The sequence below is a fragment of the Capnocytophaga sputigena genome (genome assembly GCF_002302495.1).
Classification (GTDB): Bacteria; Bacteroidota; Bacteroidia; order Flavobacteriales; family Flavobacteriaceae; genus Capnocytophaga; species Capnocytophaga sputigena.
Window position 1 is genome coordinate 901,904 of the sequence record NZ_CP022379.1, and the last position, 17,205, is coordinate 919,108.

Sequence of the window (17,205 nt, forward strand, 5' to 3'; positions counted from 1 at the left end):
AGAGACTTTGGCAATTTTTTTTAGGTAAAAAATTTGGTTTATAAAATAAACTTAATTACCTTTGCCGCATATTTAAACGTAAAAACCTTTTAATGTTATGGAATTACAGCCTTCCGATAGCTTGAAAATCATTCAAGAGATTATCCAGCAACGCAAACAAAAGTATGAAGCCAATGGCTTTTTCTTGCTCTTTTGGGGCGCACTCATCGCACTGTCAGGAATAGTGCAGTTTACAATGCTCATCAGCAATTTTTACCCTAAACAATCGGGAATGGTATGGGCAGTATTGATGCCTTTAGGCTTTGTTATTAATTTTGGAATCCTCTTGAGAAATAGAGGTCAACACAGCAAAGCTTTTCTTTCTGCCGATTGGCTTGACTGGGCGTGGTGCGTGGCAGGAATAGTGGCATTGCTCAGTTTTTGTATGCCTTTTAGCTTGTGGAATCATTATGAAATTGCCCTGCTAACGATCTATTTTCCTTTTGCTTTTGTAGCTTTGGCAGTTGCCTTACATTTGAAAATGCGCCTTTGGGTCGCTACTTCACTCATTGCCATCGTAATTATCTATAGCGTTTTGTATTGTCAATATGGTGTGTATCTACCTTTACTCTCATCGATATTAGCGTGTTTACTGTTTTTAATTCCTGGTGTTCAACTCTATATTCACTATAAAAAGCAACAAAATGTTTAGCGAACTCGATCCTATTTTGCACTCACAACTCCGCTTGGCAATAGTCTCTTTGTTAATATCGGAAGAAAAAGCCGATTTTGTGCGCATCAAGGAGGTTACCAAAGCTACATCGGGGAATATATCGGTGCAAATACAGAAGTTAGAAGCGGCAGGATATGTTACTGTAACTAAATCCATTAAGGACAATTATCCAAATACCGAACTTCAGCTTACCCACAAAGGGTTGCTTGCCTTTGAAAGCTATGTAGAAGCCCTAAAAAGTTATCTCAAACTCTAAAAAATAACGATATGATGAAGTATTTTAATTTGTATTTAATGTGTTGGCTATTGTTCAGCGGAATAGCTACTGCACAAAACACGGATGCGCAAATTGCCTCCGTTTTAGCCACTGCTCACCAACAAAAGAGCGAGCAGCCTTTGCGTGACTTTTACGAAAAGAACGAAAAGCAACTTTCTGATTATTGGAAAGCCTATCTTTTGTATAGAAAATCATCTCTATTAGGTACTTATGGAAGTGTTAAGAATGAGGCACTTCGCCTACTTGGTAAAGCCGATATAGAGAAAGCTGTTCAGTTATTGGAAAAGAAGACTGATAAAGATGCTGAAGACTGGGTGCTTTTGGCTCTTTGTGAAAGCTATGCCTTAAATTTTGTAGCTCCTAATGCCAATATGTACCAAAAAGCAATGAAAATTAGCAATGATTTAGACGAAGCGTTTTCGTTAGATAAAGCTAATCCTCGGTATTTTTTAGTGATGGGCATACAAGATATGTACACTCCTGAAATGTATGGTGGACAGCGCAAAGCTGAAAATTATTTTCTGCAAGCTATCGCTCTATTCAGCAAAGTTCCTAAGGATAGTCCCGTAAGTTGGGGTTATGAGGACACCTATCAGCTATTAGTGAGTTTCTATCTGAAGAAAGGAGAAAAGGAAAAAGCTAAAGAAACTGCTAACAAGGGGGCTACTCTTTTTCCTCAGAATGAGTTCTTCCAGAAGATTTTATAAGTCTCTCCCACAACAACGCACGCACTTCTTCTCGTAGAGTCTCTTTATCGTCAAGGGTTTTGCCTTGGGTAGAAATAGGGGGTAGTACATCCACTCGCATTGTGCCCGTACTGCCCGCAAAAAAGCGGAAAGGAAAGCGTTTTTTAGTGTCGTAGAACACCATTGGCACTATGGGGATTTGGCACTGTATAGCAATGCGAAAAGCTCCGTCCTTAAAACTATCAAGTACAATACTCTCATCATCGGGGACGCCTCCTTCAGGGAAAATACAAATGCTCAAACCTGCCTCTATGCGCTCCATCGCTTGAGTATAGACCTCCCTCCTACTCTGCGGACTCTTTCTATCTACCATTATTGCCACCCGTTTGTAGAAATAACCAAATAAAGGTAGTTTAGAAAGTTCTTTCTTCCCTACAAACACAAAGGGGTTTTTACTGCAATACAACATTAGCATTATGTCCATCATACTGTAGTGATTGGCAACCAACATATAACTATGATGATCATTAGGTATTGTATATTCGCGTTTCACTTTAGGGAAAAAGCCCATTGCATAGAGGATAGGTATTGCCCAGAGATGTCGCATCACCCAGTACAAGGCGCGATACCACTTTTTATGAGCTGTAAGAATGAGCAATAGGGGCAAAAAAATTAGTATAATAGAGGCTACAAGTACATAAAACCAAGACTTCCAAAGTAGCCAAAAAATGTATTTGAATATTTTCATTTTTCTTATCTTCAAGGGGGCAAAGATAACGCAAATATTTATAAACAACAATTTATAAAAAAGGCTATCCGTTTGTTTCCGGACAGCCTTTTCTAATTTTATTATACTTTTTAGTTTACTAAACAGCAACAATTAAGGATTTGAAGAGTAACCTTGGTTCTGCTTCATATTGCTATTAGCCCCCATTTCGGCATCTGGAATAGGAAATGAGTATTTATAGCTTCCATAAGTTACCGTTCCATAAGTTTGTAAGGCAGTATCTACAAGAGGCATATCCTGTCTGTTTCGTGCAATATCATAAAAACGAAATCCTTCGCCTGCAAACTCTTTTCGTCTTTCTAACAAAATATTCTCAAGAGTTGCCGATGTATAAGCGGTTGCTCCTCGTTTTGCGGGTATTAAATTCAGCTGAGCAAGGGCATTTGTAGTATCACCCAAACGGAAAAGAGCTTCAGCATAGGTAAGTACCACCTCTTCATAACGAATAACAGGTATATCCTGTGCCCCTATGATATCAGTTTGTTTTCTCATTCTGTAAGTTTTACCTGCTCTTATTTCAGAAAAGAGAGTTTTCCTAACATCTCCTGCTTCGTATTTTGAATACAAATCGTTGAGCATTACCACATCTCCATAAGAACCAAAATAAATATTTCCTAAACTATTGACACCGGTATTATCACTATCATTATTGGCAATAGAAAAAATTTGATTTTTAGTATTATCAGTAGTAAAGGTTTTTGCAAAATCATCAGCTGCTGCAATATCCAAGCGAGAACCTTTGTTATCAATCACGTACTTAGCAGCATCACGAGCGGTTGCCCAATCTTCAAAGAAAAGAGCTACACGAGCTTTGAGTGCATAAGCTGCAAAAGTAGTAATGTAGTGAGCAGAGGCATCATTTTTGCTTGCCGATAAATTGCTAATAGCTGCATTTAGGTCTTCCATTATAAGCTCATAAGTGCGCTGAACTGTTTCACGAGCTGGATAGATGGCTTTCCCAAATACTTTTGTATAAGGAACACCTAATGCCTTTGTTCTGTCAGACTGTTGGTATTGTTGACCATAAAGTTTCAGCAAGTCAAAATGCGCTAAGGCACGAATGGCATAAGCTTCTCCTAAATAATGATTCAGCGTAGTAACATCACCCGTAATTTTTGCTCTATCAGCATTAATAACTACGTTGGTTGATACTATTGTTTGATTGATACGTGTCCAAGTATCAGAAGCATAAGCATCTGTTCTGGTCATATCCATTTTAGCAACTGAAACAAAACGGTTTGAGTTTGCGTCGGAGTATGCATTATCGGAACGCACCTCTCCAAAAATAATCACATCTCTTCCGTAGTATTCTCTTAAACTCATATAATTATATGCTGAGTTTAAAACACTTCTGATATCTTCTACAGAATTGATACCTCCCTCTAATGATTTATCTTGCTCCAATGTAGGGTCTAAGTCGGCACAACCTGTAGCTAATAAGGCTGTGCTAAATAGTGTATATATAACTTTTTTCATTTTGTTTAGAATTTTAAATTAACACCAAATACTACAGATTTTACAGGTGGGGTAGTAAGGGTTGTATACCCCATTCTATTATTTTTGTTACCTACTTCAGGGTCAAGTTTTAGACCGCTGTCTTTCACCCAAGTATAAAGGTTAGTTCCTCTAACAGTAAAGGTAACTCCATCAAATCCTGTTCCTTCTAAGTATTTAGAAGGCACTTCATATCCCAATGTAATGTCTTTCAAGCGTGCAAAAGTACCATCGTACAAGTGACGAGAAGAAACACTATGAAAATTATCATTACCTGAATAGCTCATTTTTGGCACATCAGTTACATCTCCTGCTTTTTGCCAAGCGTTTAATAACTCGGCGTCTCCATTATAATTTACCGTTACAAAACTATTGGTTCTCAAATAGAATCGAGAGTATTCTTCGTATACTTTATGCCCTCCTGTAAAATAAACAGAAGCATCTAAAAATACTCCTTTATATTGAAGGTGAGTAGACAGACCTCCTGAATATTTTGGAATGGCAATACCTTGGAATCTTCGCTCTGCGAGGTTATAGTCTGATGTTTTCTTGCCTTCTTTGTCATACCATTCAGGAAGCCCTGTGTTTACATTGACACCCGCCCAAGTTGGCATATACCAATAAGCATACGTTTCTCCTACTTTGGTTTGTTTGTGTTCACTTCCTGCTGTTGGGTCTACATCGGCGCCGGTACCATCTTTTGCTAATTCTTCTACTCTGTTTTTAACTGTTGCTATATTAGCCGACAAGTTCCAAGTGAAGTTTTCATTACGGATAATATCAACTCCCAAAGAAGCCTCAATACCTTTATTACTCATTGCTCCTGCATTAATAGCTTGCTCTTCAAAACCTGTAGTTCTTGACAAAGGCACATTTAGCAACAGATCATAAGTATATTTATCGTAATATGCAACAGACCCTCTTAAGCGCTGGTTAAACAGTGCAAAATTAAGCCCTACATCAAAAGTACGGTTTTTCTCCCAAGTAAGGGCATTATTCCCTAATGTTTTAGGGTAAGCAGCTCCATTTTCATCATAGTTCTCATCATAGGCTAAAAGGACTTGGTATTGGTTTAAATCTACCCCAGAGTTCCCTGTAAGCCCATAAGATGCTCTTAATTTTAAGTCGTTGAAAACTTTTGCAAGGACATCAAACTCTTTATGAAGGTTGTAAGCAAGACCTAATGACCAGAAATTTCCATATCGATTTTTTTCTGCAAAACGAGATGAGCCCTCTCTACGAATACTTGCGTCAAGAATATATTTTTCGGCATAAGAATAGTTAAGCATTCCTAACAATGATACGTTCGCCCAATCTTCAAAAGTAGAAGATATTGTTTTTTGTTTGGTTACAGAAGCGAGATTGGTTAAACCATCAGCGGCTATATTAGTACCATAACCTTCTAAATAATTCTTTTTGTACTTTTGATATTCATAGAGGGCTGTAAGACCAAATTTATGTTTCTCAGCTACATTGAAATTATATGATAAGGTATTTTGATATACCCAAGTAGCGTGGTGAGTCATTATACGATGTGATGACCCGTTATTTTTAGAAGCATTACTATGTACCCTATTTTGATAGTTTTTATAATCTGATGAAATGTAATCTACATTGGCACGAGTAGAGAACACTAAATTTTTAAGCAGTTCGTAATCTACTTTAAAGTTTATCAACCCTCTTAGGGTATTGTTCTTTGATACATCGTGTTCTTGTAGATACAAGTAATTGTACAATCCTGTATATCTATTAAATGTAGTAACATTATATGACCCATCGGCATTATAAGGGCTTACCCAAGGAGACATCAATATTTTTGTCACATAAGGATTTGTAAAATAAGCCCCTTGCTCAGTAATAGGATTTTGAGATACCCAAGAGCCATTTACTGAAGCCTCTAACTTCAATTTATCATTCAAATCTCTGTTAATCCTTATCAATCCAGATACACGTTTAAAAGGGTCGGATGTTTTTACAGTAGATTCTGTTCTGTTATACCCCAACGATACATAATAAGTTCCTTTCTCATCTCCTCCAGAGGCTGATATATCGGCAGAGGTCATTACAGCATTTTTGTTTTTTATAAGTTCAGACCAATTGTTGTTATTTAACGCACTATTAAAGTTTTCTGCTCCGTTGATTCTCAAACCATTGGTATGGGCGAAATCAATCGCTGTATCGTAAGCTGCTCCATTACTTGCAAACTGGTTTGCCAATCCTTGTTTTAACAAATGATAGCGTTGATCACCCGTAAGAGGCGACCTTTTAAAATACGCATCATTTTGGAAACCCACTGATGTATTTACATTAAACTTTGTTTTTCCTCTTTTACCAGACTTGGTTGTAATAACAATAACCCCATTAGAACCTCTTGCTCCATAAAGAGCGGTAGCAGCGGCATCTTTGAGCACTGTTAAACTTTCTATATCTTCATTGTTAATACTTGCAAGGGTTGACATTGAAGAAACTGTATTCTTATCCTCTGTTAAGTTTTCTGAGATCACTGGCACCCCATCTATCACATAAAGAGGTTTATTGCTACTATTCATAGAGCCTACCCCGCGAATCATTACGGTCTGTTCTGCTCCTGGTGTTCCTGAAGCAGCATTAATTACAACCCCTGGAGTTTTCCCTTGCAACGCTTGGTCTACAGAAATAGCCGAAGGTGTACTTATATCTTTACTTGATAGCTGTACAGTATTTCCTGTGGATTCAGCTGCTTTCTTTTTAACAACACCTAAAACCACTACTTCGCCGATCTCTACGGCTTCCTCTTGCAGTACTACATCAATACGACTTGAAGTACCAACTTTGTGACTTTGGGTCTTCATTCCTAAAAATGAGAACTCTAAGGTCTTACCCGGAGCAACCTTGATACTGTAACGACCTTCCATGTCAGTTTGTGTACCGTGGTTTTCTCCTTTTACTACTACGGCTACACCCAACATTTCTAATCCGTTGGCATCACGCACCGTTCCTGTAATCGTCCTTTCTTGTGCAGTAGCGACTGCGGAAAAGAAAAGAACGAATAAAAACACGTAAAATAGTTTTTTCTTCATCGCTATTAATTTTATAGTTTAACGCCGCAAAGTTATAGAATAATTTTACACGAAAACAAGTTTTTACAGATTTTTTTTTGCATACATAAAAATATCTTAGAAAAAAGATACTTTTTGACTTATTTTCAATTTAAACTAATATTTCAACTAAAATATTGAAATATTCTCATCAAAATAGATTTTTTATTGAAAATATCTCATTTTTTTAGCTAATTATTTGCCATATCATTACTTTTATATAAAAATAAGCTAAATCATTTATTTTCAACAACATAAATAATATATATACTGTTATAAATATTTTTTATAACAAGCTAAAATCACTGTTGCTCTTCAAAACTTTAACACTATTTAACATTTATATAAAATGCAAAATCTCTCGTTGTAAGTGATATTTTACAACGAGAGACTTATATTTTATTGAAAATAATTCGTTAGAAAACGAAATCTATTACGAAAAACCTAACCACAATCCCCAGGGAATTCTAGAAAGTAATAGCACTAAAGCTATACCATAGAACAAGGCTATTTTGCCAAACATTTTGCGCACTTCATTTTGCTTTTTAAGTTTTACCCAACCAACGGTGATGAGCACTATGGCAATGATATTCATCAAAGGGTGTTCTAACAATAGAAGGCGCAATAAGGAGTCTTTCATTACTACCTTAGCCCCCTCACCCCACATCTGCAAACGAGGCGTTGTAACATATACTAACAAACCTAATAACATTTGTATATGTGAAAAAATGAGGGCAAAAAGTGTTAAACGAAGATCTTTTACCTCAAAATATTCTTTCTTTCTAAAATATCCAATAAGGGCGTTGATAACTGCTGCAATAAGCACTGCTAATACAATATAGGCAGTGAATGAGTGTAATTGTTTAATTAGTTGATACATAAAGAATTCTTTTAAAATTAGGGCGCAAAAATACAAATCTTTTTCAAACATAGTAGTTTATTGGTCTATTTTTTGTACTTTTGCGCTGAAATACAGTGATTAGCAACTTTTCACTTTTCACTCTTAACTTTTCATTATAATGACAGACCAAGTTTTTGCCCTACACATGGCAACCCGCAACAATCTTTTAACTTATTTGGAGAATGTAACTCCTGAACAATTAGCGCAAATCCCCACAGGATTTCACAATAGTATCTGGTGGAATATCGCCCATTGTGTGGCTACACAACAGATTCTATGTTACAGACTATCAGGAGTTAAACCTGTAGTTTCAGATGATTTTATAGATACTTATAAAAAAGGTACTTATCCCGATGGGCATATCCCTACTGCTGACGAAATTCAAGAATTGCGTAGCCTGCTCATCAGCACTCAAAAACAACTACAAGCCGACTATGAGCGCGGGGTATTCTCTAACTTTACCCCTTATACTACCAGCTATGGCTATACACTCACTTGTATAGAAGACGCTATACACTTCAACAACACTCACGAGGGTATGCACCTTGGGGTGGTAATTGCTTTAAACTATTTTGCTAAATGATAGAAGATAAAACGCCACACCGCACTTCATTAGCCGATTTAGGTGAATTTGGACTCATCAACCGCCTAACAGAAGGGTTTGAAAATCATAATCCATCTACTCTCAAAGGCGTAGGCGATGATGCCGCGGTAATGGATTTTAAAGATAAAAAAACCATTGTCTCTACCGACCTACTCATTGAGGGCGTGCATTTTGACCTTAGCTATGTACCACTAAAACACTTGGGGTACAAAGCGGTATCGGTGAATGTATCGGATATTTATGCAATGAATGCTACCGCTACCCAAATAACGGTATCAATAGCGGTGTCTAATCGCTTTCCGTTGGAAGCCTTAGAAGAACTCTACGCAGGTATCCGCTTAGCGTGTGATCGTTACAAAGTAGATTTGGTAGGAGGCGACACTACCTCCTCCACACGCGGGCTTATCATCTCGGTAACAGCTATAGGTGAAGCTAATGAAGAGGACTTGGTATACCGCAACGGGGCACAACCTAACGACCTTATAGTACTCACGGGCGATATAGGAGGCGCTTATATGGGCTTACAGATATTGGAGCGCGAAAAGGCGGTATTTCAGGTAAATCCAAATTCTCAACCCGATATAGAGATGTATTCCTATATTTTAGAACGCCAACTCAAACCTGAAGCTCGTAAGGATATTCCGCCTTTGCTCAAACAATTAGGTGTAAAACCTACAGCTATGATGGATGTGAGTGATGGTTTGTCGTCAGAAATATTGCATATTTGCAAACAATCGGGAGTAGGTTGTAGGTTATATGAAGACAAAATACCTCTTGACCCACAAGTGATTAGCACTTGTGAGGAGTTCAATTTGGATAGCACCACCATAGCCCTAAGTGGCGGTGAAGACTACGAATTGCTCTTTACTATTGTCCAAGCCGATTACGACAAAATTAAAGGCAATCCTAATTTTAGTGTAATAGGTTACATCACTGATAAGGAGGAGGGTGTAAACCTCGTTACTCGTGCAGGACAGTTCATCCCAATCATAGCGAGAGGGTGGAATGCATTGAGCAATGAATAATTAACAATTAATAATTTAACAATATATGAAAAGAAGATCATTTTTTAAAAATGGGGCTTTAGCTGCTTTAGGAGGATTGGTATTACCTTCCTTTGATTTACAAGCGCAAACCCTTGGGGAAGCCCATAAAAACAAACGCACTAAAAACATCATCTTTATGGTGAGTGATGGTATGAGTTTCGGCACTTTGGTAATGTCCGATCTCTACCTCAAACGCAAATTCGGTCGCCCTTCTAACTGGATGGGACTATACGAACAGAACCTCGCTCAACGCGCCGTAATGGATATGGCATCGGCGAGTTCGGTAGTAACCGATTCATCGGCAGCAAGTTCATCTTGGGGCGGTGGCGTACGTGTAAAGAACGGTAGCCTTAATATCAGTCCGGATGGCAAAGAAAATATGCCTATCTTACAAAAGTTCAAAAAAGCAGGCAAGAAAGTAGGCTGTGTTACTACCGTAATGGTAAACCACGCCACCCCTGCTGGATTCTGTACTTGGAGCAAAAGCCGTAATGCTATGGATGAGATTGCCCTCAACTACACCGAATTAGGCTTCGATGTGATGTTAGGTGGCGGTAGCAAATATTTTGATCCTGCGCATCGCAAGGACAAAAAAGACCTCTTTGCTGTTCTCAAAAAGAAAGGTTATACAGTAGCTCGCACTCGTAGTGAAATGCAAAAAGCCCCTACTAACAAACCTCTCTATGGACTTTTTGCTGAGGAGGCTCTCCCCTACTCTATCGATCGCGCGCAAAACAGTGAAGAACAAGCTAAATCGCCTACTCTTGCCGAGATGACCGCCAAGGCTATCGACCAGCTAAAAAATCACCCTAACGGCTTTGTAATGCAGGTAGAAGGTGGTAAAGTAGACTGGGCAGCACACGCTAACGACATAGGAGCTTTGCTCTACGACCAAGTAGCTTTTGACGAGGCTGTAGGGGTAGCGCTTGATTTTGCAAAAGCCGATGGCAATACCCTTGTGGTAATTACTTCCGACCACGGTAATGCTAACCCTGGACTCATCTATGGCAAAGAGTGTAATGACAATTTTGACAGATTGCAAAACTTCACCCATTCTAACGATTGGATTTTGCAACAAATCAACCCTAATGACTCTATAGCTAAAGTACGTGAACACGTAGCTCAATACTGTGGTGGAATGAACATCAACGAAGAGCAAGCTAAAGAATTATTAGCTTATTACGCTAAAACCGAAAGAAAAGAAGATGGCTTGTACAACTACAAACATCTCCCTTACCGATTGTTTGCCGAAATACAAAAAGCTCATACCTCAGTAGGTTGGATTAGTATGGATCACTCATCTGATTATACTGAATTGGGAATGTATGGACCTGGTAGCGAGCGTCTAAAACCTTTTATGCGCAATACCGATATACATAATTTCTTATTGGATGTAGCAGAGGTTAGAGTTTAGGGGGGTAGAAATTAGGAATTAGAGAGTGAAAAGTTTTCAGTTTCAAAAACTCGTTACTTTTATAGGCATATTGCTCTTCATCGTAAAGTTGATAGCGTGGTACATTACCAATTCTAATGCTATCTTTTCCGATACGATGGAGAGCATTGTGAATATCATTGCCGCTTTTATGGGGCTCTATTCACTATACCTTTGCAACAAACCTCGTGATACCGACCACCCTTACGGACACGGCAAAGTAGAATTTGTCACCGCTGGTATTGAGGGAATACTCATCGCTATCGCTGGGGTACTTATCCTCATTGAAGCCTTTTCATCACTTATAAAAGGAATACACCTCGACAAATTAGGTTGGGGGATTGCCCTTTTCGGGTCTACCGCCATAGTGAATTACGCTATGGGGTATATCTCTTACCAAAAAGGAAAAAAAGAGAACTCTTTAGTGCTAATGAGTGCAGGTAAACACTTGCAATCGGATACTTTTGCTACTTCAGCTATTGTGTTGAGTTTGGTATTGGTACACTTTACCGGTTGGCTATGGCTCGACCCTCTAATTGCTATTGGCTTTGGTACTTATATCATAGTGATAGGTTGGAAGATTGTGCGCAAAGCCCTCAGTGGTATTATGGACGAACGAGATGAAGCCCTCTTTGCCGAACTCGTAAATATACTGCAAACTAACCGCAAAACCGAGTGGATAGACATTCACAATATGCGCATTCAGCAGTTTGGTGCTCACTTGCACATCGATGCCCATATCACCCTACCTTACTACTATTCGCTAAAAGAAGCCCACCAAGAGATGGAAAACGTGATTCATCTGTTAGCAGAAAAAGTAGATAGAACTATAGAATTCAATTTTCACTTAGACTATTGTAAACCTTTTTCGTGTGAAATTTGCGCTATTGATTGCCCTTTTAGGCAAAATCCTTTTGTGCAAACTATACAATGGGATGTGAAAAACATAGCGGGTATAGCAAAACATAAAATTAATGAAAAATAAGAAATAACCATAGTATTTTTGGCTATTTGTGATATATTTAATACTTTTGCCGTGAAATACTGCTTACAATAAACGATATGATAGTTACTTTCTTTTCAGAAAACCTATGGTTTACGGCTTTTTGTGTGTGCTTCCTTTCATTAGGAGTGGCTTATTTTTCTTTGCCAAGTATCATTTATGTGGTAAAGCAAAAAAACTTGATGGACAAGCCTAATGAACGCAGTTCTCACAAAGAAAAAACTCCAACTTTAGGAGGACTTTCTTTTTTTGTAAGCTTGATTTTCACCTTATTTTTACTTCGTCCGTTTGATAATGATAATGTGGGAATTAATATTCTATCAGGGGTTGGGGTATTGTTTTTTGTAGGTTTAAAAGATGACCTAACGGGTGTAAACCCCAGTACAAAAATCATTGGTCAAATTATTGCTACCCTTATTCTTTTCTTCGGTTCAGGACTTAAAATCACCACATTAAACAATTTCTTAGGTATTACCGATATTCCTTATTGGTTTTCTATACTCATCAGCTGTGCTATAGTGATGGCTATTGTAAACTCTTACAATCTCATCGATGGTATCAATGGTTCGGCAGCAATGGTAGGTATTGTGATTTTTTCGGCTTTTGCCTATGTGTTCTATGATGCCGAAATGAACTTCTATTTCTTGCTATCATTATTGAGTATCAGTTTTCTATTGGCTTTCTTACGCTATAATCTATCAGCTAAAAAGCGGGTGTTTATGGGCGATACAGGCTCTATGATTGTAGGTTTCCTTATTGCTGTATTGGCTATCAAATTCTTTTCACTCAATACAGAACTGTTAGAAAGCGCTGTTATCACCCCTTCTAACAAGGTATGGGTATTGCTTTCTATCATCTTTATTCCATTTTTTGATACTACTCGTGTGTTCACTACCCGCTTATTGCGCCACGGACAACCTTTTAAAGCCGACCGCAGTCATATTCACCACGTGATGATAGACTATATGAAATTGTCACACTCACAAGCGAGCTTGCTATTAGCAGCTATCAACCTAAGTGTATTTATTACTATTTTATCACTGAACACCTCTCTTTCTCCTCTCTATTTAGGAATCGTTTTAGGAGTTATTTTTATAGGATTGGCAGGACTTCTCTTTTATGTAAACAGAAGCTATCACATCCGTAAGAAGAAACAAAAAATCAGACATATTGTGAATGAAATTATAAAAAAGAAATAATTTTTTTCGTATCTTTGCGCCCTATCTCATAAGAAATGCTCAAACAGAATTTACAACTTAAACTCTCACAGAAACTCTCACCTCAGCAAATACAGCTGATGAAACTCGTGCAACTCCCCACTCTTGCCTTTGAACAGCGCGTAAAACAAGAGTTGGAAGAAAACCCTGCCTTGGAATCGGGGCGCGAAGAAGATGCCCTTGATGAGTTTCACGATGAGTTCGACAACTCTTCCGATGAATATAACGACAACGATGTAATTGATATGGACGATATCAACATCGATGAATACCTCAGTGATGACGAAATTCCCGACTATCGTTTGCACGCTAATAACTACAGCGACGACGATGAGGATCGCGATATTCCTTTCAGTGCGGAGGTATCGTTCCACCAATCTCTTATCAACCAATTAAACACCTTTACCCTTTCGGATGAAGATTACCTCATCGCTGAGTTCCTCGTGGGTAGCATAGATGATACTGGCTATATACGCCGCTCTATTCAAGACCTTACCGACGACCTCGCTTTTACTCAAAATATCTATACTGAAGAGGAACACGTAGAGCAAATACGCCAACAGATTATCTTCCAATTAGACCCTGCAGGAGTAGGTGCTGCCGACCTGCAAGAGTGCTTGCTCATACAACTGCGCCGCAAAAAACAAACTCCTGCTATAGAATTGGCAATCAAAATGCTTACCGAAGCCTTTGAGGCATTCACTAAAAAGCATTATACCAAACTGCAACAGCGCTTTTTGGTAACTGAAGAACAGCTAAAAGAAGCGGTACAAGAGGTAGAACGCCTAAATCCTAAACCTGGAAGTTCCTATGTAGGCAATAATGTACATATAGAGCAAATCATCCCCGATTTTACCGTAAAAGTGGTAGATAACGAGTTGGAACTCTCCCTCAACGGACGCAATGCTCCTGAACTACACGTTTCTAAGGAATACAGCACTATGCTCGACACTTATAAGAAGAGTAAGGAAAAGAGCAATTCACAAAAAGAAGCAGTATTCTTTATCAAACAGAAGTTGGATTCGGCTAAGTGGTTTATAGACGCTATTCGTCAGCGACAACAAACGCTCCTCATCACTATGGATGCTATTATGGAACACCAACGCGAATACTTCCTTACAGGTGATGAACTGAAAATTAAACCGCTTATTCTCAAAGATATCGCAGATAAAGTAGGTATGGACATCTCTACTGTATCGCGGGTAGCGAGCAGTAAATACGTAACTACCCCTTACGGTACCAAGCTCATTAAAGATTTCTTTTCGGAATCTATGAAGAACGACCAAGGAGAAGATGTTTCTACTCGTGAAATCAAGCAGATATTACAACATATCATCGCTAAGGAAGACAAGAGTAAACCCCTCCCCGATGACGAATTGGCACAGCTCCTCAAAGAGAAAGGTTACCCCATTGCACGCCGCACTATCGCCAAATACCGCGAACAAATGGATATACCTGTAGCACGCCTCAGAAAAGAACTATAGTCTAATGACAAGTTACAGTGCGAGCCGCACAGGCAAAAGTGCGAGCCGCACGGGAAAGTATTAAAAGCTCGAAGCCTCACGGCTTCGAGCTTTTTAGGTATATGAAAAGTAAAAAATCTACTCTAAGGTGAAATCTACTGTGCTTTTAATGTCGCCTGAAGAGGTGCCTACTAAGGCTTTAAATGTACCTTTTTCGGCTATCCAAGCGTGTTGCTCAGGGTTGAAGAAGGATAGGTCTTGCTTGGTGATATGGAAAGTTACGGTTTTGGTTTCTCCTGCTTTCAAGAATACTTTCTCAAATCCTTTGAGCTCTTTGTACGGGCGTAATACTGAGGCTTCTTCGTCGTGCAAATAGAGTTGTACTACTTCAGCACCTTCGCGCTTGCCGGTGTTCTGTACTGTTACCGAGAAACTAATATCGCCGTTGGTGGTTTTCTTGTCGGCAGTGAGTTTGCCGTATTTGAAAGTGGTGTAAGAAAGTCCGTGACCGAAAGGGAATAGCGGTTTTACTCCTTTCGTATCGGCGTAGCGGTAGCCTACCAAAATGCCTTCATTGTAGGCAACATCTTTATCCCCTGGGTATTCACCTAAGGCTACAGCCCCATTGTCCTCCAAACGCACTGGGAAAGTGAAAGGCAATTTCCCTGAAGGGTTTACATCACCGAAGAGTACATCGGCGAGGGAGTTACCTGCTTCTGAGCCTAAATACCAATCTTGTACAATGGCCGGTACGCTCTTCACCCAAGGCATTGCCATTGCATTCCCCGAAATGAGTACTACAGCTAAGTTTTTATTGGCTTTTGCCAAAGCCTCAATCACGGCATCTTGTCCGTAAGGCAATCCGTATTGTTTGCGGTCGTTACCCTCACAATCCTGACCGTCGTGTTTGTTGAGTCCGCCTATAAAGATAACTACATCAGCTTGTTGGGCAGTTTTTACAGCTTCGGCAAGGAGTTCTTGTGCAGGACGTTTATCGGTGATATCGTTGGCAGCAAGTCCGTCTTGGTCTTTGTAATCATCGCTGGCATAGCCACGTGCATAGAGCACTTTGGCAGTATTGCCTACGCGGTTTTTGATTCCGTCTAAGGGGAGTATCTCGTGAACAGCTTTCAATGAGGAACTTCCTCCTCCTACAGTCATCATTTTGATAGCATTCTCGCCTATTACGGCTATGGTTTTTGCCTTTTTAGTATCGATAGGCAATACATTTTTATCGTTTTTGAGCAGTACGATGCCTTCTTGCCCTATTTTGCGAGCTACAGCAAAGTGTTCTGGTGAGGCGAATGACCCAAAGGGGCGATTGGCTGCCATATTGGTGCGGAATATGAGTCGGAGGATATTGCGCACCTTTTCATTTACTACTTCTTCTTTTATTTCCCCTGATTTCAGTTTTTCGAGAAAAGGTTGGGCAAGGAAGTAATGGTCGTAAGCATTTGAGCGGTTTTCAGCCATTCCATCAGTCCACGTACCAAATTCCATATCCAATCCGTGGAGGGCAGCGCCATCGGTGTTGTTCACTCCGCCCCAATCGGATACTACAGCACCGTCAAAGCCCCATTCTTTGCGCAAGATGTCTTGCAATAGGTATTGGTTTTGACAAGCCCATTGGTCTTTGTATTTGTTATAAGCTCCCATTATGCTCCACGCTTTTCCCTCTTGCACAGCCGCTTTGAAGGCAGGGAGGTAAATTTCATACAAGGCGCGGTCGTCTACCTTTACATTCACGGTATGGCGGTTGATTTCTTGATTGTTAAGCGCATAGTGTTTCACACAAGCTGCTACGCCATTGGCTTGCACGCCTTGTACATAAGGCACGACCATTTTGGATGCCAAATAAGGGTCTTCACCCATATACTCAAAATTGCGCCCATTGAGAGGAGTACGATAGATGTTCACCCCAGGACCTAAGAGTACGTTTTTGTTGCGATAGCGGGCTTCTTCGCCTATGGCTTTTCCGTAGGCTTTGCTGAGAGCGGGATTCCACGTAGCCGCAAGGCAAGTGAGGGCGGGGAAAGCGGTACATTTATCATTTGTCCATCCCGCTTGATTCCACTCGTCCCAAAGTACTTCGGGGCGTATGCCGTGAGGACCATCGGTCATCCAGTTTTCGGGGATACCCAAGCGGGGTACACCAGATGAACTGAACTTAGATTGAGCGTGGCACATAGCTACTTTTTCCTCTAAAGTCATTCGCGAGAGGGCATCGTCGACACGCTTCTCAATGGGTTGCGAAGCGTCTAAATAAACAGGCGTTTGCTGAGCTGAAAGCGTACCTACGGCACAGCAAAGCAGTAAAGTTTTTATATTTTTCATATTGTATTCGTTTAATCCTCTCCCCGTTCTCACATACTTCGCTCTCGCGGACTTCTCCCAAAGAGAGGGGAGAAGCTGCAAAAGCGACGGGGGTACTTATTGTTGTTATACTTAGTCAACTTTGCCAAAGGTGCGAGCCGCACAGGCAAGGCTTTGGCAAAGTGTAGAGACG

Annotated in this window: 14 protein-coding genes; 9 read left to right on the top strand and 5 right to left on the bottom strand. The window is 39.7% G+C overall.

Going from position 1 to position 17,205, the window contains the following annotated elements; genetic code table 11:
* Positions 1–97: 97 nt before the first annotated feature.
* From CGC57_RS03965 to CGC57_RS03975, 3 genes are read left to right on the top strand one after another with little or no spacing between them, the layout of a single operon-like run.
* Positions 98–691 carry a hypothetical protein gene (locus CGC57_RS03965; protein ID WP_095898052.1) on the top strand — a complete coding sequence of 198 codons (594 nt, stop codon included), beginning with the start codon at positions 98–100 and terminating at the stop codon, positions 689–691.
* Positions 684–968: a winged helix-turn-helix domain-containing protein gene (locus CGC57_RS03970; RefSeq protein ID WP_095898053.1), complete on the top strand. Its 285-nt coding sequence runs from the start codon at positions 684–686 to the stop codon at positions 966–968. The genes CGC57_RS03965 and CGC57_RS03970 overlap by 8 nt, the downstream gene beginning before the upstream one ends.
* Before the next feature lie 11 nt (positions 969–979).
* Entirely contained in the window at positions 980–1,696 is a 717-nt protein-coding gene (locus tag CGC57_RS03975) for a hypothetical protein (protein WP_095898054.1), read from the top strand.
* On the opposite strand, the gene CGC57_RS03980 is transcribed toward CGC57_RS03975, so the two are convergent.
* The 4 genes from CGC57_RS03980 to CGC57_RS03995 all read right to left on the bottom strand — a co-directional run bounded on the left by CGC57_RS03980 (position 1,653) and on the right by CGC57_RS03995 (position 7,913).
* Positions 1,653–2,423: a lysophospholipid acyltransferase family protein gene (locus CGC57_RS03980; protein ID WP_095898055.1), complete on the bottom strand. Its 771-nt coding sequence runs from the start codon at positions 2,421–2,423 to the stop codon at positions 1,653–1,655. The genes CGC57_RS03975 and CGC57_RS03980 overlap by 44 nt on opposite strands.
* 132 nt (positions 2,424–2,555) lie before the next feature.
* Entirely contained in the window at positions 2,556–3,938 is a 1,383-nt protein-coding gene (locus CGC57_RS03985; RefSeq protein WP_095898056.1) for a RagB/SusD family nutrient uptake outer membrane protein, read from the bottom strand.
* Positions 3,939–3,943: 5 nt separating this feature from the next.
* Positions 3,944–7,015, bottom strand: a complete 3,072-nt coding sequence (locus CGC57_RS03990) for a SusC/RagA family TonB-linked outer membrane protein (protein WP_095898057.1) — start codon at positions 7,013–7,015, stop codon at positions 3,944–3,946.
* Positions 7,016–7,466: 451 nt separating this feature from the next.
* A complete protein-coding gene (locus CGC57_RS03995; RefSeq protein WP_095898058.1) occupies positions 7,467–7,913 on the bottom strand; it encodes a hypothetical protein in 447 nt (148 codons plus the stop codon).
* A gap of 139 nt (positions 7,914–8,052) precedes the next feature.
* Between CGC57_RS03995 and CGC57_RS04000 the strand changes: the two genes are divergently transcribed.
* The 6 genes from CGC57_RS04000 to rpoN all read left to right on the top strand — a co-directional run bounded on the left by CGC57_RS04000 (position 8,053) and on the right by rpoN (position 14,720).
* Complete coding sequence (locus CGC57_RS04000) at positions 8,053–8,517, top strand: DinB family protein (protein WP_095898059.1); 465 nt, start codon at positions 8,053–8,055, stop codon at positions 8,515–8,517.
* Entirely contained in the window at positions 8,514–9,563 is a 1,050-nt protein-coding gene (gene thiL, locus CGC57_RS04005; protein WP_095898060.1) for a thiamine-phosphate kinase, read from the top strand. The genes CGC57_RS04000 and thiL overlap by 4 nt, the downstream gene beginning before the upstream one ends.
* Before the next feature lie 25 nt (positions 9,564–9,588).
* Positions 9,589–10,998, top strand: coding sequence for an alkaline phosphatase (locus tag CGC57_RS04010; RefSeq protein ID WP_095898061.1), 1,410 nt, complete (start codon positions 9,589–9,591; stop codon positions 10,996–10,998).
* A 25-nt stretch (positions 10,999–11,023) separates the two neighbouring features.
* Positions 11,024–12,001 carry a cation diffusion facilitator family transporter gene (locus CGC57_RS04015; protein WP_095898062.1) on the top strand — a complete coding sequence of 326 codons (978 nt, stop codon included), beginning with the start codon at positions 11,024–11,026 and terminating at the stop codon, positions 11,999–12,001.
* Positions 12,002–12,078: 77 nt separating this feature from the next.
* Positions 12,079–13,218: a glycosyltransferase family 4 protein gene (locus CGC57_RS04020; RefSeq protein WP_198537262.1), complete on the top strand. Its 1,140-nt coding sequence runs from the start codon at positions 12,079–12,081 to the stop codon at positions 13,216–13,218.
* Positions 13,219–13,253: 35 nt separating this feature from the next.
* Entirely contained in the window at positions 13,254–14,720 is a 1,467-nt protein-coding gene (rpoN, locus tag CGC57_RS04025) for an RNA polymerase factor sigma-54 (protein WP_040361462.1), read from the top strand.
* A gap of 117 nt (positions 14,721–14,837) precedes the next feature.
* Here rpoN and CGC57_RS04030 read toward each other — a convergent pair whose 3' ends face one another.
* Positions 14,838–17,033 carry a glycoside hydrolase family 3 C-terminal domain-containing protein gene (locus tag CGC57_RS04030; protein WP_095898063.1) on the bottom strand — a complete coding sequence of 732 codons (2,196 nt, stop codon included), beginning with the start codon at positions 17,031–17,033 and terminating at the stop codon, positions 14,838–14,840.
* Positions 17,034–17,205: the final 172 nt, after the last annotated feature.